This is a genomic window from Novosphingobium sp. PhB165, from assembly GCF_004341845.1.
GTDB lineage: Bacteria > Pseudomonadota > Alphaproteobacteria > Sphingomonadales > Sphingomonadaceae > Novosphingobium.
In genome coordinates, this window is sequence record NZ_SLVB01000002.1 from 581,861 (window position 1) to 597,476 (window position 15,616).

Here is a 15,616-nt window from a genome sequence, read left to right on the forward strand (position 1 = left end):
ACCCTGCAACAAGAACTTTAATGTCAACCAAATCAATTGAGATTAGGCATGCAAGCCTCAACGGGAGACGTGACACGATGAATACCCTGCCAATCCATCGCCGCATGTTCCTGGCCGCAGCCGCTGCGACGGCGCTTACCGTTTCGCTCGCCGGATGTTCGGGCGGAAACAAGTCGGGCAACAGCGTGGAGATCACCAATGTCTCCTACGATCCGACCCGCGAGCTGTACCAGGCGATCAACCCCGCCTTCGCGACCTACTGGAAGAAGAAGACCGGGCAGGACGTGACTTTCCGCATGAGCCACGGCGGCTCGGGCAAGCAGAGCCGCGCGATCATCGACGGGCTTGAGGCCGATGTCGCCACGCTGGCGCTGGCCTACGATATTGACGTGATTTCGAAGAAGGCACAGCTGCTTCCGGCCGACTGGCAGAAGGCGCTGCCCAACAACAGCTCGCCTTATACCTCGACGATCGTCTTCCTCGTCCGCAAGGGCAATCCCAAGGGCATCCATGACTGGGGCGATCTGGTGAAGCCGGGCGTGGAAGTCATCACGCCCAACCCCAAGACCAGCGGCGGCGCGCGCTGGAACTTCTTGGCCGCCTGGGCCTATGGCCGCAAGGCGGGCGGATCGGATGCCGCTGCCGAGACTTACGTGAAGCAGCTCTTCTCGCACGTTCCGGTGCTGGACAGCGGCGCGCGCGGGTCGACCACGACCTTTGTCGAACGCGGCATCGGCGACGTGCTGCTGGCCTGGGAAAACGAAGCGCTGCTGGCTGAGAAGAAACTCGGCGCGGGCAAGTTCGAGATCGTGAATCCCTCGATCTCTATCCTCGCCGAACCGCCGGTCGCGGTGATCGCCGCCAATGCGAAGAAGCACGGTACCGAGGAAGTCTCCAAGGCCTACCTCGAATATCTCTACACGCCCGAGGCGCAAGTCGCGATCGCCCGCAACTTCTACCGGCCGAGCGATCCCAAGATCGCCGAACAGTTCGCCACGCAGTTCCCGAAGGTCAACCTCGTCACCATCGACAAGGACTTTGGCGGCTGGGCGAATGCGCAGAAGACCTATTTCGACGATGGCGGCGCATTTGACCGTATCTACACGAAGAAGTGAAACGACGCTCCGTAAACGGCGTCCTCAATCGAGCAGGCCACTGCAGATGACCTCAATTGCAATGCGCAAGCCGCGATGGCGCGCGCCTTCGGTACTTCCGGGCTTCGGGCTGACTTTCGGGTTCAGCCTTGCCTGGCTTTCCCTGATCGTCCTGATCCCGCTTTCCACGCTGTTCCTGAAATCGGCAGGCATGGGCTGGCACGCGTTCGTCGAAGTCGGGTTCTCCGACCGCGCGATGGCGGCCTATCGCCTGAGCTTCGGCACGGCGGCGGCAGCAGCGCTGGTCAACGCCGTGTTCGGGCTGCTCGTGGCTTGGACGCTGGTACGGTACGATTTTCCGGGAAAGCGGATCGTCAGCGCGCTGGTGGACCTGCCCTTCGCGCTGCCGACCGCAGTGGCTGGCATCGCGTTGACGTCGATCTATGCGCCAACCGGCTGGGTCGGGCAGTTTCTTGACCCGCTGGGCATCAAGGTTGCCTTCACGGCCACCGGGATCACCGTAGCGCTGATCTTCATCGGGCTGCCATTCGTGGTGCGCTCGGTGGAGCCGGTGCTCGCCGATCTGGGGCTGGATGTGGAGGAAGCGGCGGCAACGCTGGGCGCCAATCGCTTCCAGACGTTCTTCCGCGTGATCTTCCCCGCGATCATGCCCGCGCTCTTCACCGGCGCCGCCCTCGCCTTCGCGCGCGGGGTGGGCGAGTACGGCTCGGTGATCTTCATCTCGGGCAACATGCCCGGCCGGACCGAGATCGCCCCGCTGCTGATCGTCACCCAGCTGGAGCAATATGCCTATAACGGTGCCACCGCGATCGCCATGATCATGATGCTGATTTCCTTCGCCGTGCTGTTCACGCTGAATGCCATGCAGTCTGCCCGTCGCCGGAGGCTCGGCTCATGAGGCAGCACGCTCCCGGCACCGAGAGCCGCACCACGCAGGTCGTCCTGATCCTGCTCGCGCTTGCCTTCCTCGCCTTCTTCCTCGTGATGCCGCTCGTCGCGGTGTTCATCGAGGCGCTGAAGCAGGGCATCGAACCCTTCCTGGAGGCCGTCTCCAACCCCGATGCACTCGCGGCCATCCGGCTGACGCTGTTCATCGCGGCGATCAGCGTGCCGCTCAACGTCGTGTTCGGCCTTGCCGCAAGCTGGGCCATCACCAAGTTCAGCTTCCCCGGCAAGAACCTGCTGCTGACCATGATCGACCTGCCCTTGTCGGTTTCTCCAGTGGTTTCGGGTCTGGTCTTCGTGCTGCTGTTCGGCGCGCAGGGCCTGCTGGGACCGTGGCTCTCGGCGCACGGGCTCAAGATCATCTTCGCCGTGCCCGGCATCGTGCTGGCAACAGTCTTCATCACTTTCCCCTTCGTCGCCCGCGAACTGATCCCGCTGATGATGGAGCAGGGCAAGGACGATGAGGAAGCCGCCCTCTCGCTCGGCGCCAACGGATGGCAGACGTTCTGGCACGTAACCCTGCCCAACATCCGCTGGGGCCTGCTCTACGGCGTGCTGCTCTGCAACGCCCGCGCCATGGGCGAATTCGGCGCGGTTTCGGTGGTCTCCGGGCATATCCGGGGAGAGACCAACACGATGCCGCTTCACGTCGAGATCCTCTACAACGAATACGACTTCGTCGGAGCCTTCGCGGTGGCCTCGCTGCTGGCCGCACTCGCGCTCGTCACGCTTGTTCTCAAGAGCGTGCTCGAATGGCGCTTCGATCTTCACTCGGGAGCAAGACATTGATCCGCGTCCAGAACATCACCAAGCGCTTTGGCGACTACGCCGCGCTCCACGGCATCGACCTTGAGATCCAGCCGGGCGAATTCATCGCCCTGCTGGGCCCCTCGGGCTCGGGCAAGACCACCCTGCTGCGCATCATCGCGGGCCTTGAGTTCCAGGACGAAGGCCACGTCTATTTCGACGGCGAGGACGTGTCGGATATTCCGGTCGGCCGCCGCAAAGTCGGCTTCGTGTTCCAGCAATACGCGCTGTTCCGCCATATGACCGTGGCCGACAATGTCGCCTTCGGACTCAATGTGCGCAAGTCGAAGACACGTCCGAAGAAGGCCGAGATCAAGGCCCGCGCCGACGAATTGCTCCGGATCGTCCAGCTCGACGGGCTTGGCGGCCGTTATCCGGGCCAGCTTTCCGGCGGCCAGCGCCAACGCGTGGCGCTCGCCCGCGCATTGGCCATCGAACCAAGCCTGCTGCTGCTGGATGAGCCCTTCGGCGCGCTCGACGCTAAAGTCCGCAAGGATCTGCGCCGCTGGCTGCGCGACCTGCACAAGCAGATGGGCCTGACCTCGATCTTCGTCACCCACGATCAGGAGGAAGCACTCGAACTCGCCGACCGCGTCGTGGTCATGGACCATGGCCGCATCGACCAGGTGGGCACACCCGAAGAAGTCTATATGGAACCGGCAACCGCGTTCGTCTCGCACTTCGTGGGCGAGACCAACCGCCTGCCCGACGGTCGCCACGTGCGCCCGCATGACATCGCCATCGTTGCCGAGGGCGGCGATGCGGTCGCGGTGGACAATGTCTTCCGCAAGGGCAGCGCCTGGCGCGTCGAGGGACGGCTGGCGGACAGCAATGCCATTATCGAGATCGACGTCGATACCAACCAAGTTCCCCCGTCAGTCGGCCAGACGGTACGCATCGAAGCCCGGCGATCGCGAACTTTTGCAGATTGAGGATACCCAGATGACTGCCAACTCTCCCCAGCAGGCCAATTCTCCCGAGCAAAAACGCCAGCTTGAGGAAAATCTCGCCACCGTGCGCGAGGCGTTGCTGAACTTGCGCTATGGCCAGATCTCGCTAACCGTCCACGACGGGCGTGTGGTGCAGATCGACGTCACCGAAAAGAAGCGTTTCCAGTAGGCGAACGAATAGGGCAATGCCGCAGAAGACCGCGCTGATCATCCGCCACGTCCCTTACGAGGGCGTGGCGGGCTTCCGCCAGCCCATCGAGGATCACGGCTATCAGGTCGATCGCATCGATGTAACCGATCCCGCTTTCTCCTCGCTCGACTTGCGCGAGCCTGACCTGCTCATCATGATGGGCGGGCCAATGGGGATCTACGAGCAGGATCGCTATCCCTGGATCGCCTGCCAGATGCGCCGGCTGACCCTGCGCCTCGAAGCAGACCGGCCGACACTGGGCGTCTGCTTCGGCGCGCAGATGATGGCCGCCGCACTTGGCGCCAATGTCTACGCGGGGCCCGCGAAGGAAGTGGGTTTCCACGCGGTGACGGTCCACGATCATGCTCTCGACAGCCCGCTGCGGCACATTTCCGGCGTGCCCGTGCTGCACTGGCATGGCGACACGTTCACCCTGCCCGAGAATGTCGAACTGCTCGCATCGAGCCATGTCTACAAGCATCAGGCATTCCGGCGCGGCAGCAATATACTTGGGCTCCAATTCCATGCCGAAATGGGCATGGACCCGCGTTTCGACGCATGGATCGAGCAATGGCCCGGCGCGGTGATCGAAGCAGGCGGCGATGAAGCGTCGCTGCGCGGCGCGCACGAGGCGCTCGGCCCCGGCGCCGTGGCGGCGGGAAGAGCGATGATCGGCGAGTGGCTGGCCGGACTGCGCTAGAGCGCACAAGCCCGGTGCAAGCGAAATATTCGCCGGTTATTGAAGCAGATACCCGACCGGCGCGATTGCGGGCGGCAGATCCCTTTCACCCAAAGCCGATAGCATCTCCCGCTCCACCGTCCGCGCCATGGCATCGAGGGGCAAGTCGTTCGGCTCACGGCCAAACGGATCCTCAAGCTGGTCGCCCAGCGCGTCGAGGCCGAAGAACGTATAGCTGACCAGCAAGACCGGCAGCAGGGTCCACCAACCCAGCGTTCCCGCAAGCGCGAACGGCAGCACCAGGCAAAAGATGTAAGCCGTCCGATGCAGCAGCAGCGAGTAGCTGAACGGCACTGGTGTCAGCGCGATCCGCTCACACCCCGCCTGCACTTGCGCGAGCAGGTGGAGTTGTTCCTCGATCAGGGAGTGATGGATCGCGCCGATCCGCCCGTCCCGCATCAGGATCAGGCACCGCGTGCCGATTTCAGCGAGCAACCTGTCGGTAGGATTGACGGCTGCGGCCCACGGCCCCTCACCGCAATGTGCGGTGATTGCCGCAACCTCGTCGCCGCCGCGCAGGCGCGCCACGAGCCCTGCTGAAAAACCGCACATCGCGCGCAGGATAAAGGCACGCTCGCTCTCCTCCAGCGTCGCGATCCGCCGGGCCAGCGAGCGGCAGGCGATGACCAGCGATCCCCACAGCTTTCTCCCTTCCCACCAACGGTCGTAGCAGGCGTTGTTGCGAAAGCTCATGAAGAGCGAGAGGGCGATGCCGATCAGCGCGAAGGGCATGGAACTGATCTGCCCGAACAGACCGGGGTGGAACCGCGCCCCTGCCAGCGCGAGCAGAGTCACGGCCGCAATCGACGTCAGCCGTCCGGCGATCGAGGGCAGGATCGAGCCGCGCACCGCGAAGGCAACTTCCCACAGGCCGGGCTTGGGGCGAACGATCATTCGGCGGGATCGCCGTAGACGAACGCCGTACTTCCCGAACGGAGCAGGACCTCTCGCCGCACGTAGTCGACCTCATAGGCATCGGCACGGGCCAGATCCTCCGGCGTCAGCCGGAACACCATGCCTTCGACGGCATCGTCCGCATCCTCGCTGCGTTCCACCATCGGATGCCAGCGCGTGCCGCTCTTGGCGATCACTGCGGGATCGGTGATCTCGATCATACGCTGGCGCCAGCCCAGCATGGCGTCGGCCTTCCCCTGAAGCTGTCGCCCGAACAAGGCGCGCTGGACCACGGGATCGCGCAAGGTGCCGTAGGAAAAGAGCTGGACTGTCACGAAAGCGCCGCGTTGACGATGCGGGGCTGCGTGAAGTCCTCCATGCCCTCGATCCCTTGCTGACGGCCGATGCCGGACTGCTTGGCGCCGCCGAAGGGGACGTCGAACGGCAGATCGAGATGGCGATTGACCCAGACCGTGCCGCTCTCGATGCGCGAGGCGACCGCAATGCCGCGCTCCGCGTCGGAGGTCCAGACCGTGGCGCCAAGGCCGTAATCGGTGCCGTTAACGCGAGCAATCACCTCGTCGAGATCGTCGTAGGCCAGCACCGGCAGGACTGGTCCGAACTGCTCCTCCCGCACCAGTCGGGCATCGTCGGGCAAGTCGCGGACGATGGTTGGCGCGATGAAGTAGCCCTCCCCGGCAACCGGCTCACCGCCGGCAACCAGCGTACCCTGACCGCGCGCTTCCTCGATGAAGCCCAGCACCTTTTCGTACTGCGCGCGGTTCTGGATCGGGCCGATAGTGGTCCCCTGCTCCAGCCCGTCGCCGACCACGGCCTCCCCCGCCAGTTTGGCAAGGGCGTCGCAGAGCGCGTCGAGCTTGTCACGCGGGGCGTAGACGCGTTTGATCGCCAGGCAGATCTGGCCGGAATTCGTGGTGGCGCCCGCGAAGATGCGCGGCGCGACCTGCGCGATGTCGGCATCGTCAAGCACCAGCGCCGCATCGTTGCCGCCCAGTTCCAGCGTGAAGCGCTTGAGCGTATCGGCCGCGCTGGCGAGCACTTTCTTGCCGGTCGGCGTCGAGCCCGTGAAGCTCACATGCGCCACGTCGGGATGCCCGCTCAACAGGGCGCCGACGTCGTTCTGGTCGACCAGCGTCTGGAACACGCCGGCCGGAAGGATTGAAGCCGCGATCTCGCCCAGCAGCAGCGTGGTCAGCGGCGTCGTCGGCGCGGGCTTGCCGATCACCGTGTTGCCGGTGATGAGCGCCGGGGCCATCTTGAGTACCAACAGCAACAGCGGATAGTTCCACGGCGTGATCGCCGCGACCACGCCCAGCGGATAGCGTTGCTCGATGATCCGCTCGCCCTCGGATTCGCGCAAGGTTCGCGGTGTAAGTTCCTGTTCTGCATAATATGCGATCGCCGCGACACTGGCCCCGACTTCCCCGCGCGCCTGCTCGATCGGCTTGCCCTGCTCCTGCGTCAGCAGGCGGGCAAAATCCTCCGCCCGCTGCTCCATCGCAGTTGCCAGAGTTTCGAGATAGGCCCGCCGTTTCGCATAGCCGAGCGCCGCCCATGCCGGGAAAGCGCGCCGGGCCGCGGCGATTGCGGTTTCGGCCTGCGCCTCATCGGCGCGGGGCGCCAGCGCGAGGGGCTTGCCGGTCGCCGGATTGACGACTTCGAGCGTCTGGGTGCCGGCCACCAGCTGGCCGTCGATGAGCAGTGCATATTCCATGGAGACTACCTCGGGACGTCGTCGGGGGGAGTGCCCAGATGGGCCAAGATCCGGCTCGCGGCAAGAGGGAGCGCTACTTGCTGCGGGCCGCCTTCACAAGCGCATAGCTGCTCACGCCGCAGAGCCCCAGCGCCAGCACGAACCCCGCCGCCGCGCCTATTTTTGCGCCTGTCGCCCCCGCCAGAAATCCCCCGAGTGCAAGGCCCAGCAGCGGCAAAACAATGAGCGCAAGGCATCCGATGGCGATCACGTTCGTGCTTCCTTTCGCGGCGATCCGGCGCCTCTGCGCAAGAGCGACTGAACCATACCTTGCAGGCACCTAACGGGACATAGCCGTTCGTGAGCGATCCCGCTTGGCCGGACTTGACATTGGATCCATTAATACGATTATTGGATCCAATAAAGCAGAATCAGGAATGGATGATGGACGGTAAAGCGACCTCGGAAATCAAGCCCACTTGGCCGGTGAATACCTGGTACGTGGCCTGTACGCCCGAAGAGATCGCGGACCGACCACTCGGCAGAACCATCTGCGGAGAGCGGATGGTGATCTTCCGGGGGCCGGACGGCCGCGCCGCCGCACTGGAGGATTTCTGCCCTCATCGCGGCGCGCCGCTCTCGCTTGGATTCGTGCGCGAAGGGCAGCTTGTTTGCGGCTATCACGGCCTCACTGTGGATTGTCGCGGCAAGGTAGCCGGGATGCCCGGCCAGAAAGTCGGCGGCTTTCCCGCCGCCCGTCGTTTCGCGGTGATCGAGCGCTATGGCTTCATCTGGGTCTGGCCCGGCGATGCCGAGGCGGCCGACCCCGCCAAGTTGCACCACCTCGCCTGGGCCGAGAGCGACGAATGGGCCTATGGCGGCGGCTATTTCCACATCGCCTGCGATTACCGCCTGATGATCGACAACCTCATGGACCTGACGCACGAGACTTATGTCCATGCCAGCAGCATCGGCCAGAAAGAGATCGACGAAGCCCCCGTGCGCACCCGCGCGGATGAGACCGAAGTTGTCACCAGCCGCTTCATGGAGGGCGTGAAGGCCCCGCCGTTCTGGCGCATGGCCTTGCGCGGTGCCGGATTGCCCGAGGATGCAACGGTTGACCGCTGGCAGCTTTGCCGCTTCAGCCTGCCGAGCCACGTGATGATCGAGGTCGGCGTCGCACTGGAAGGCCATGGCGGTTATGACGCGCCCGATGCGGCGAAGGCATCGAGCATCGTCGTCGATTTCATCACGCCCGAAACCGAAACCAGCCACCATTACTTCTGGGGCATGGCGCGCCGCTTCGGCGTTGACGACCCGGCGCTCACCGACACGATCCGCGAGGGGCAGCACAAGATCTTCAGCGAGGATCTGGAAATGCTGGAAATGCAGCAGGCAAACCTGCTGCGCTGGCCCGAACGACGGTTGCTCAAGCTCAATATCGACGCGGGCGGGGTGCGTTCTCGCATGATGATCGACCGCGCCATCGCCGCCGGGACGGCTTGATTTGACAGCGGCGAAAACCCCGCCAAAGACGAGGGATGGACGAGAGAGACGATCTTGATGAGATGAACGCGAGCGGCCGGCTCAAGCCCGGCCGCTACGTGATTATCTCGCTCCGGCGCATGATCGCCAATGGCACCTTCAAGCCAGGCGAACGCATCGGCGAAGTCGCCACGGCGGAAGCGCTGGGCGTCTCGCGCATGCCGGTGCGCACCGCCTTGCGGGCGCTGGAAGCCGAAGGGCTGGTCGAGAAGCTGGGTGCGCGGGGCTACACCGCGCGCGTAATGACCGCTGCCGATATCCACGGCGCGATCGAAGTGCGCGGCGTGTTGGAAGGACTGGCCGCCCGCCGGGTTGCCGCGCGGGGGCTCTCCGCGCATGAGGAAGCGCAGTTCTCCGCCTGCCTTGCCGAAGGTGAGGCGATCTTCGCCAAGGGGTACCTTGCCGCCGGTGACCTCGATCTTTTCCACGACTACAACCAGAACTTCCACGCGCTGCTTGTCGAGGCCAGCGGCAATCCGTCCATCGCGCAGGCCCTTGCCCGCAACGATCATCTGCCCTTCGCATCAGCCTCGGCACTGGCGCTGGAGAGCGATCCGGCCAGCGAATACATGCATTTGCTATCGGCTCATCACAATCACTGTGAAGTGATGGATGCGATCTTGCGCATGGACCCCGACCGCGCCGAACGGAACATGCGCGAACACGCCCGCGCTGCCGTAGGGAGCGAAAGGCTGTTTCGCCGCTTCATGCCCGAGACTGCCTGAAAGATATGGCAACCGACGGCGGAGCAAACGGGAGGACAGTCATGAACCGGCCCGAAGATGTGCCGATGGCTTTCGAGGCGGCGTGGAACAGCCACGACATGGGTTCACTGGGCGCGCTGTTTCAGGAGGACGCCACGTTCGTGAACCGCTTCGGGCACTATGTTCGCGGCGTGGCGGAGATCGTCGAACTGCATCGCCCCATTCACGAGACGATCTACAGCGATTCCACGTTGGAAAACCAGTTGATCGATGTCCTCCCGCTTGGCGAAGGGGCGACGGTCGTTCATTTCTGGAGCCGGCTGACGACCGGACCTGCGCATCCGGCGGGGGTGCATGCCGTGGACACTTTGATCCTTGCGGTGCTCACCAAGAGAGACGAAACTTGGTTAATCAAAGCCTTGGAGAATGTTACTCTGACGAATCCGAGGACCGGCGAACCCGTTCTGCGGCATGAAGTGGGAGCGCCCTAGCCTCAGCCAATTCCATGCCGAATGCCGCGAAATGCGCCTCGCATGGAATTGACCGGAAGCTATCGAAATTGACCGCCGTCGCCCCCGCGAAGGCGGGGGTCCCGCTTCTTGCCCACCTCTCGCCCGGCTCAAAAGAAGCGGGATCCCCGCCTTCGCGGGGATGACGGGATTTGGGTGGCAGGTGTTTATGTGGAGCGTGCGGTGCTGCGTCTCAGTCCGCCCTCCGCCGGGCCGCCGTGCGCCTCAAGCTCACAAAGCGATCTCCCCCTGCATGACCGCCACGCAGGCCCCCCGCAATGTCGCAACGATCCCATCCGACGTTCGGCGCGCATCGACATGCAACAGGCTGGGCCGCCCCATTTCGACGCCCTGATGGATTTCGAAGCCTGCCTCCTGCGCTTCCGGTTCGAGCGACAGCAGCAGGCAAGCCAGCGGCGTGTTGGCGCTGCCCGTGGCGGGATCTTCCCAGGTTCCGGAAAGCGGCGCGAACATCCGCGCGCGCAGCACCTGCCCTTCCCGGCTGTAGACGTGGATCGCGAAACGGCTGCCGAATTGCGGATGGGCCGCCAGCGCGGCGCGGAACGCGGCCAGATCCGGATCGCAGCGCGACAGCGCTTCCCTTGTCACTTCTGCGATGACGAAAGCATTTCCGTTCGAAGCGGCAACGGGCAAATGGTGCGTTGTCACCACATCGGCCGGAGCCAATCGAAGTGCCTGCGCGATGACCTCGTGCGCGACGGTGTCTCCAATGGTTAGCGGCTGCGGCGTTTCGATGGCTGCAGCGACAACTACGCCATCGGCATCGCGCTCGATCTGGACGTGCACAATCCCGGCGGGAACCTCGAATGTGGCCGCGTTCAGATCGGGACGCTGATTCGCAAGAACGAAGGCTGTGCCGACCAGCGGATGACCGGCGAATGCCATTTCCGCGCTTCGGTTGAAGATACGAACGCGGGCGGTGTTGGCGGGGTCGGCCGGTGGCAGAACGAAGGTCGTTTCGCTGAGATTGAACTCGGCTGCTATCGCCTGCATCGTTGCAACATCAATCGCTTGGCCGCCGAAGACGACGGCGAGAGGGTTTCCGCCAAAGCGGACTTTGGTGAACACGTCGGCGGTAAAGAATGGCAATTGGGGCACGGCATCGGTCCATTCGGTTCGGCAGAGCGCCCGCAATGCACCATGGGAAAGGACTTGTCTGCAATCTCCTGTTTCCGTTGCGGAAATCGGCTTGCAGGCACCCTCCTGAATCGCGGTTTTCGCGCCGAAACCGCAGTTTACCGCAGCTTTCGAGCCCAGTTTTGCGACGAATCGATAAGGTTCCCGCGCCTTCTTCGATCCGTCGCACCCACGCCACGGCTTGGGGAAAGAGCATGGCCAAGCCGCGATAGGGCTGCTTCACGCCGGTCACCGACCGAATTCGGCGGTCCTGGCGGGTCGCCAGAGCGGGTCCAAAAAGAACAAGCGGGTGGCGTAGTTGAGCGGCAATCGGTTTTCTATTGTCAATTCATCTCCTGAAATCATGTCCATGACCAAGCAGATGTCGGCACGCCGCAATCCGGCGCGGGCTCTTGCTCAGGCGCTGTTTGCGCTGCTGCTGGTGTTCGGCTTCTCGGGTCAGGCCATGGCGGCGCCGCTTCAGTGCGTGCCTTATGCCCGCGATCATTCGGGGATCGATATCCACGGCAATGCCTGGACCTGGTGGGAAAAGGCCAAGGACCTCTATGAGCGGGGCAGCACGCCGAAGATCGGCGCGGTGCTGGCGATGGCTCGGTCGGCCGCCATGCCGCTGGGCCATGTCGCGGTTGTCGAGAAGATCCTCGACGCGCGCCACATCCTGCTCGACCATGCCAACTGGTCGTTCCGCGGCAAGATCGAGCGCGGGGCCTTGGCCGAGGACGTTTCGGCTGCCGGTGACTGGAGCCAAGTGCGCGTATGGTACGCCCAGGCAGGCGGCATGGGTTCACGTTCGAACCCGGTATCCGGCTTCATCTACCCCAGCAACGGCTGATCCAGCCTGCCTACCGCGCCGCGATGCGCGGTTCGGGTTCGGTGGTGATCGAACCTTTCGCGATACTGGTCTGGGCCAGCACGCCCAGAAGATAGCGCGCATATTCCGACTTGCCGAGGCGGGCGATGGACCGCTCGAACTCGCCCTCGTCGATGAAGCCGCGCCGGAAGGCGATCTCTTCGGGACAGGCGATCTTTACGGCCTGCCGCTTTTCGAGGATGCGCACGAATTCGGCGGCGTCCATCAGGCTTTCAGGCGTGCCGGTATCGAGCCAGGCAAAGCCCCGCCCCATCACTTCCACCGAGAGCGATCCGCGTTCGAGATAGACTCGGTTGACGTCGGTAATCTCCAGTTCGCCGCGCGCCGAGGGCTTGAGATTTGCGGCGATGTCCACCACCTGCCCGTCGTAGAAATAGAGCCCGGTAACCGCCCAGTTCGAGCGCGGCCGGGCGGGCTTTTCCTCGATCGACAGGGCATTCATCTGCCCATCGAACTCGACGACGCCGTAACGCTCGGGATCCTGCACGTGATAGGCGAAGACGCTGGCGCCGCTCTCGCGCTGGGCCGCGTCGGTCAACAGGTTCGGCAGGCCATGGCCGTGGAAGATATTGTCGCCGAGGATGAGCGCCGAGGGATCTCGGCCCACGAAGTCGGCGCCGATGACATAGGCCTGCGCCAGCCCTTCCGGGCGGGGCTGCACGGCATATTCCACTTCCATGCCCCACTGCGATCCATCGCCCAGCAGGTCGCGGAATGCGGGCAGGTCGCGCGGGGTGGAGATGATGAGTACTTGCCGGATCCCCGCCAGCATCAGCGTGGTGAGCGGATAGTAGATCATCGGCTTGTCGTAGACCGGCATGAGCTGCTTCGACGTCGCCAGCGTCATCGGATAGAGCCGGGTGCCGCTGCCACCGGCGAGAATGATGCCCTTCATGCCTGTGCTCTCACCAATAAGGGAACGACGCCGGGCTTGCCGACCAACCGTTCGACCACGGCCGCAAGCGACCACTGCCAGGTGGGCATGACGACGCCATGCACCAGCTTGATCCGGGAACTGTCCAACCGGGCATCGGCGGGGCGCCGGGCCGGGGTGGGATAGTCCTCGGTGGAAATCCGCCGCACTTCGGCCTGCGGGCCGCCGAACCGGCGCGAGATCTTGAAAGTCTCCTCGGCAAGGTCCGCCCATGAGGCTTCGCCCGTCGCCGCCATATGGAAAGTGCCGCGCAAGGCGGGATCCGGGCTGCGGACGAGATTGCGCGCGACGGTGAGCACGCCCTCGGCAATATCGAGCGCGCTGGTGGGATTGCCGATCTGGTCGGAGACGACGGAGATTTCCGGGCGCTCGCCCGCCAGCCGCAGCATGGTCTTGACGAAATTGCCGCCGAACGGGCTGTAGACCCACGCCGTCCGCAGGATCGCGGTGTTTTCGCCGTAGAGCGCGGTGACGCGGTGTTCGCCGTCGAGCTTGGTAAGGCCATAGACGCCAAGCGGCGCGGTGGCATCGCTTTCGCGGCGGGGCTGGCCGGTCGTTCCGGAAAAGACGTAGTCGGTGGAGAGATGGACCAGTGGCACGCCGAGTTGTTTCGCGGCCTGCGCAATCGCGGCGGCGCCTCGGCAATTGACGGCGTGGGCGGTTTCGGCGTCGCTCTCGGCCCGGTCGACGGCGGTATAGGCGGCGGCCGAGACGATGACATCGGGTGACGCCGCCTCCAGAGCGCGGATCGCATCGTCCGGCGATGCCGAGGCGAGGTCCAGTTCGGGGCGGCCCACGGTCACGACTTCGACGCCGCGTGCCGGTCCGCATTCGAGCAGGCTGCTGGCGACTTGCCCGCTGGTTCCGGTGACGGCCAGCCTCATGCGGCGACCACTGTCGGAAGGCCCAGTCGCTCGCCTTCGTAGCGGGCGCGCAGCGGGCCCCACCACCACTCGTTGTCGAGATACCAGCGGACGGTTCGTGCAAGGCCGGTCTCGAAAGTCTCCTGCGCGCGCCAGCCGAGTTCGTTCTCCAGCCGGGAGGCGTCGATGGCGTAGCGGGCGTCGTGCCCGGGCCGGTCGGTCACGAAGGCGATCAGCCGTTCGCGCGGGGTTTCGGCGGGGACCAGTTCGTCAAGGATCGCGCAGATCTGTCGCACCACGTCGATATTGCGACGCTCATTGCCGCCGCCGACATTGTATGTCCGGCCCGGTCGGCCGCGCTCCGCAATGCAGTCGAGCGCGCGCACGTGATCCTCGACATAGAGCCAGTCGCGCACGTTCTCGCCCCGCCCGTAGACCGGCAGGTTCCGTCCGGCGAGCGCGTTGAGGATCGTCAGCGGGATCAGCTTTTCGGGGAAATGATAGGGCCCGTAATTGTTCGAGCAGTTCGACACTACCACCGGCAACCCGTAGGTGCGGTGCCACGCCTTGGCGAGATGGTCGGACGCGGCCTTGGATGCCGAATAGGGCGAACTGGGATCGTAGGGCGTGTCCTCGGTGAACAGCCCTTCCTCGCCCAGTGTGCCGTAGACCTCATCGGTGGAGACATGGAGGAACCGGAACGCCGCGTGCCGCTCCCGGTCCAGCCCGGCCCAATAGCCGCGCGCCGCTTCGAGCAGGGCGAAGGTTCCCATCACGTTGGTTTCGACGAACGCCGAAGCTCCCGTAATCGAGCGGTCGACATGGCTTTCGGCGGCCAGATGCATAACCCGGTCGGGCTGGAACTGCGCGAAGGCGGCGTCCATCGCCGCGCGGTCGCGAATATCGGCCTTTAGGAAGCGGTAGTTCGGGCGGTCCGCCACGGCGCGCAGCGATGCCTCGCAGCCCGCATATGTCAGGGCATCGATGTTGAGCACATCGAACCCGCGTTCCAGAACGAGATAGCGAACGAGCGCCGATCCGATGAAGCCGGCCCCGCCGGTGACGATCACGCGCATCGCAGCGCCTCCTTGCCAGCGACGCGGGCGGCGGGATCGCTCAACGTGGGAAGCGCCCTGTCTTTCGCAGACAGCGTTTCCGGATCGGCGATATCCGGCCAGGCGACGGCGATCGCCGGATCGTTCCACGCCAGGCCGGTGTCGCATTCGGGGCTGTAGTAGTCGGTCACCTTGTAGGCGATCACCGTATCGGGAAGCAGTGTGCAGAAGCCATGCGCGAACCCGGGCGGGATCCAGAGCTGCTTCCCATTATCCGGTGTGAGCGTTTCCGCGATCCAGCGGCCGAACGTCGGCGAGCCCTCGCGAATGTCCACCGCCACATCGAACAGCGCGCCGGCGGTGCACCTGACCAGCTTGCCCTGTTGATGCGGCGCCGTCTGGAAGTGCAGCCCGCGCAGGGTTCCCTCCCGCGCGCTCAGGGACTCGTTATCCTGCACGAACATGGCGCCGTCACAGTGCTGGGCGCAGATGTCCGCACGGAAGGTCTCCATGAAATAGCCCCGCGCGTCCTCATGACGCCGGGGCGTGAGCAGGACGGGTCCGGCGATGTCGTACGTGGTGACGTGCATTTGACCGGATCCTCTGAATTCTGCCGGCAGTAA

General features: G+C 64.5%; 19 protein-coding genes. 10 read left to right on the plus strand and 9 right to left on the minus strand.

Going from position 1 to position 15,616, the window contains the following annotated elements:
• Window positions 1–77 precede the first annotated feature (77 nt).
• Genes EDF56_RS08015 through EDF56_RS08040 form a run of 6 tightly spaced genes read left to right on the plus strand, consistent with a single transcriptional unit; the run spans window position 78 to window position 4,707 of the window.
• Window positions 78–1,115, plus strand: a complete 1,038-nt coding sequence (locus tag EDF56_RS08015; protein WP_243652466.1) for a sulfate ABC transporter substrate-binding protein — start codon at window positions 78–80, stop codon at window positions 1,113–1,115.
• Between the two features lie 46 nt (window positions 1,116–1,161).
• Window positions 1,162–2,013: a sulfate ABC transporter permease subunit CysT gene (gene cysT, locus EDF56_RS08020; protein WP_132386199.1), complete on the plus strand. Its 852-nt coding sequence runs from the start codon at window positions 1,162–1,164 to the stop codon at window positions 2,011–2,013.
• Window positions 2,010–2,849: a sulfate ABC transporter permease subunit CysW gene (gene cysW / locus EDF56_RS08025; protein ID WP_132386200.1), complete on the plus strand. Its 840-nt coding sequence runs from the start codon at window positions 2,010–2,012 to the stop codon at window positions 2,847–2,849. Before cysT ends, cysW begins: the two co-directional genes overlap by 4 nt.
• On the plus strand, window positions 2,846–3,799 hold the full coding sequence (locus EDF56_RS08030; protein ID WP_243652467.1) for a sulfate ABC transporter ATP-binding protein: 954 nt from the start codon (window positions 2,846–2,848) through the stop codon (window positions 3,797–3,799). The genes cysW and EDF56_RS08030 overlap by 4 nt, the downstream gene beginning before the upstream one ends.
• A gap of 10 nt (window positions 3,800–3,809) precedes the next feature.
• Entirely contained in the window at window positions 3,810–3,986 is a 177-nt protein-coding gene (locus EDF56_RS08035; protein ID WP_132386202.1) for a YezD family protein, read from the plus strand.
• 16 nt (window positions 3,987–4,002) lie between these two features.
• The gene (locus tag EDF56_RS08040) at window positions 4,003–4,707 is read left to right on the plus strand and encodes a glutamine amidotransferase (RefSeq protein WP_132386203.1); all 705 of its coding nucleotides are present in this window, start codon (window positions 4,003–4,005) and stop codon (window positions 4,705–4,707) included.
• A gap of 36 nt (window positions 4,708–4,743) precedes the next feature.
• Here the strand turns inward: EDF56_RS08040 and EDF56_RS08045 are convergent, their stop codons facing one another.
• The 4 genes from EDF56_RS08045 to EDF56_RS25880 all read right to left on the minus strand — a co-directional run bounded on the left by EDF56_RS08045 (window position 4,744) and on the right by EDF56_RS25880 (window position 7,625).
• Window positions 4,744–5,640 carry a bestrophin family protein gene (locus tag EDF56_RS08045; RefSeq protein ID WP_132386204.1) on the minus strand — a complete coding sequence of 299 codons (897 nt, stop codon included), beginning with the start codon at window positions 5,638–5,640 and terminating at the stop codon, window positions 4,744–4,746.
• A complete protein-coding gene (locus tag EDF56_RS08050) occupies window positions 5,637–5,975 on the minus strand; it encodes a gamma-glutamylcyclotransferase family protein (protein WP_132386205.1) in 339 nt (112 codons plus the stop codon). Before EDF56_RS08050 ends, EDF56_RS08045 begins: the two co-directional genes overlap by 4 nt.
• Window positions 5,972–7,375, minus strand: a complete 1,404-nt coding sequence (locus tag EDF56_RS08055) for an aldehyde dehydrogenase family protein (RefSeq protein ID WP_132386206.1) — start codon at window positions 7,373–7,375, stop codon at window positions 5,972–5,974. Before EDF56_RS08055 ends, EDF56_RS08050 begins: the two co-directional genes overlap by 4 nt.
• 73 nt (window positions 7,376–7,448) lie before the next feature.
• Window positions 7,449–7,625 carry a hypothetical protein gene (locus EDF56_RS25880; protein ID WP_165912134.1) on the minus strand — a complete coding sequence of 59 codons (177 nt, stop codon included), beginning with the start codon at window positions 7,623–7,625 and terminating at the stop codon, window positions 7,449–7,451.
• Between the two features lie 173 nt (window positions 7,626–7,798).
• Here EDF56_RS25880 and EDF56_RS08060 point away from each other — a divergent pair, with 173 nt between their 5' ends.
• Genes EDF56_RS08060 through EDF56_RS08070 form a run of 3 tightly spaced genes read left to right on the plus strand, consistent with a single transcriptional unit; the run spans window position 7,799 to window position 10,094 of the window.
• Window positions 7,799–8,860 carry an aromatic ring-hydroxylating dioxygenase subunit alpha gene (locus tag EDF56_RS08060; RefSeq protein ID WP_243652468.1) on the plus strand — a complete coding sequence of 354 codons (1,062 nt, stop codon included), beginning with the start codon at window positions 7,799–7,801 and terminating at the stop codon, window positions 8,858–8,860.
• Between the two features lie 35 nt (window positions 8,861–8,895).
• Window positions 8,896–9,624, plus strand: coding sequence for a GntR family transcriptional regulator (locus tag EDF56_RS08065; RefSeq protein ID WP_243652469.1), 729 nt, complete (start codon window positions 8,896–8,898; stop codon window positions 9,622–9,624).
• Between the two features lie 41 nt (window positions 9,625–9,665).
• Window positions 9,666–10,094 carry an SgcJ/EcaC family oxidoreductase gene (locus EDF56_RS08070; RefSeq protein ID WP_132386208.1) on the plus strand — a complete coding sequence of 143 codons (429 nt, stop codon included), beginning with the start codon at window positions 9,666–9,668 and terminating at the stop codon, window positions 10,092–10,094.
• 249 nt (window positions 10,095–10,343) lie between these two features.
• On the opposite strand, the gene EDF56_RS08075 is transcribed toward EDF56_RS08070, so the two are convergent.
• Window positions 10,344–11,231, minus strand: coding sequence for a PhzF family phenazine biosynthesis protein (locus tag EDF56_RS08075; protein ID WP_132386209.1), 888 nt, complete (start codon window positions 11,229–11,231; stop codon window positions 10,344–10,346).
• A 388-nt stretch (window positions 11,232–11,619) separates the two neighbouring features.
• Between EDF56_RS08075 and EDF56_RS08080 the strand changes: the two genes are divergently transcribed.
• Window positions 11,620–12,102, plus strand: a complete 483-nt coding sequence (locus EDF56_RS08080; protein WP_243652470.1) for a CHAP domain-containing protein — start codon at window positions 11,620–11,622, stop codon at window positions 12,100–12,102.
• A gap of 10 nt (window positions 12,103–12,112) precedes the next feature.
• On the opposite strand, the gene rfbA is transcribed toward EDF56_RS08080, so the two are convergent.
• From rfbA to rfbC, 4 genes are read right to left on the minus strand one after another with little or no spacing between them, the layout of a single operon-like run.
• Window positions 12,113–13,036 (minus strand): glucose-1-phosphate thymidylyltransferase RfbA, encoded by a 924-nt coding sequence (gene rfbA, locus EDF56_RS08085; RefSeq protein WP_132386210.1) that lies wholly within the window; start codon window positions 13,034–13,036, stop codon window positions 12,113–12,115.
• Entirely contained in the window at window positions 13,033–13,959 is a 927-nt protein-coding gene (rfbD, locus tag EDF56_RS08090) for a dTDP-4-dehydrorhamnose reductase (protein ID WP_132386211.1), read from the minus strand. The genes rfbA and rfbD overlap by 4 nt, the downstream gene beginning before the upstream one ends.
• Complete coding sequence (gene rfbB, locus EDF56_RS08095; protein ID WP_132386212.1) at window positions 13,956–15,014, minus strand: dTDP-glucose 4,6-dehydratase; 1,059 nt, start codon at window positions 15,012–15,014, stop codon at window positions 13,956–13,958. Before rfbB ends, rfbD begins: the two co-directional genes overlap by 4 nt.
• The gene (gene rfbC / locus EDF56_RS08100; RefSeq protein WP_132386213.1) at window positions 15,005–15,583 is read right to left on the minus strand and encodes a dTDP-4-dehydrorhamnose 3,5-epimerase; all 579 of its coding nucleotides are present in this window, start codon (window positions 15,581–15,583) and stop codon (window positions 15,005–15,007) included. The genes rfbB and rfbC overlap by 10 nt, the downstream gene beginning before the upstream one ends.
• Window positions 15,584–15,616 lie beyond the last annotated feature (33 nt).

Excerpts from the sequence above, each read along its gene's own strand:
- EDF56_RS08015 (WP_243652466.1), top strand. The coding sequence starts at position 78 with ATGAATACCCTGCCAATCCATCGCCGCATGTTCCTGGCCGCAGCCGCT.
- cysT (WP_132386199.1), top strand. The coding sequence starts at position 1,162 with ATGACCTCAATTGCAATGCGCAAGCCGCGATGGCGCGCGCCTTCGGTA.
- cysW (WP_132386200.1), top strand. The coding sequence starts at position 2,010 with ATGAGGCAGCACGCTCCCGGCACCGAGAGCCGCACCACGCAGGTCGTC.
- EDF56_RS08035 (WP_132386202.1), top strand. The coding sequence starts at position 3,810 with ATGACTGCCAACTCTCCCCAGCAGGCCAATTCTCCCGAGCAAAAACGC.
- EDF56_RS08040 (WP_132386203.1), top strand. The coding sequence starts at position 4,003 with ATGCCGCAGAAGACCGCGCTGATCATCCGCCACGTCCCTTACGAGGGC.
- EDF56_RS08045 (WP_132386204.1), bottom strand. The coding sequence starts at position 5,640 with ATGATCGTTCGCCCCAAGCCCGGCCTGTGGGAAGTTGCCTTCGCGGTG.
- EDF56_RS08055 (WP_132386206.1), bottom strand. The coding sequence starts at position 7,375 with ATGGAATATGCACTGCTCATCGACGGCCAGCTGGTGGCCGGCACCCAG.
- EDF56_RS08060 (WP_243652468.1), top strand. The coding sequence starts at position 7,799 with ATGGACGGTAAAGCGACCTCGGAAATCAAGCCCACTTGGCCGGTGAAT.
- EDF56_RS08065 (WP_243652469.1), top strand. The coding sequence starts at position 8,896 with ATGGACGAGAGAGACGATCTTGATGAGATGAACGCGAGCGGCCGGCTC.
- EDF56_RS08070 (WP_132386208.1), top strand. The coding sequence starts at position 9,666 with ATGAACCGGCCCGAAGATGTGCCGATGGCTTTCGAGGCGGCGTGGAAC.
- EDF56_RS08080 (WP_243652470.1), top strand. The coding sequence starts at position 11,620 with ATGACCAAGCAGATGTCGGCACGCCGCAATCCGGCGCGGGCTCTTGCT.
- rfbA (WP_132386210.1), bottom strand. The coding sequence starts at position 13,036 with ATGAAGGGCATCATTCTCGCCGGTGGCAGCGGCACCCGGCTCTATCCG.
- rfbD (WP_132386211.1), bottom strand. The coding sequence starts at position 13,959 with ATGAGGCTGGCCGTCACCGGAACCAGCGGGCAAGTCGCCAGCAGCCTG.
- rfbB (WP_132386212.1), bottom strand. The coding sequence starts at position 15,014 with ATGCGCGTGATCGTCACCGGCGGGGCCGGCTTCATCGGATCGGCGCTC.
- rfbC (WP_132386213.1), bottom strand. The coding sequence starts at position 15,583 with ATGCACGTCACCACGTACGACATCGCCGGACCCGTCCTGCTCACGCCC.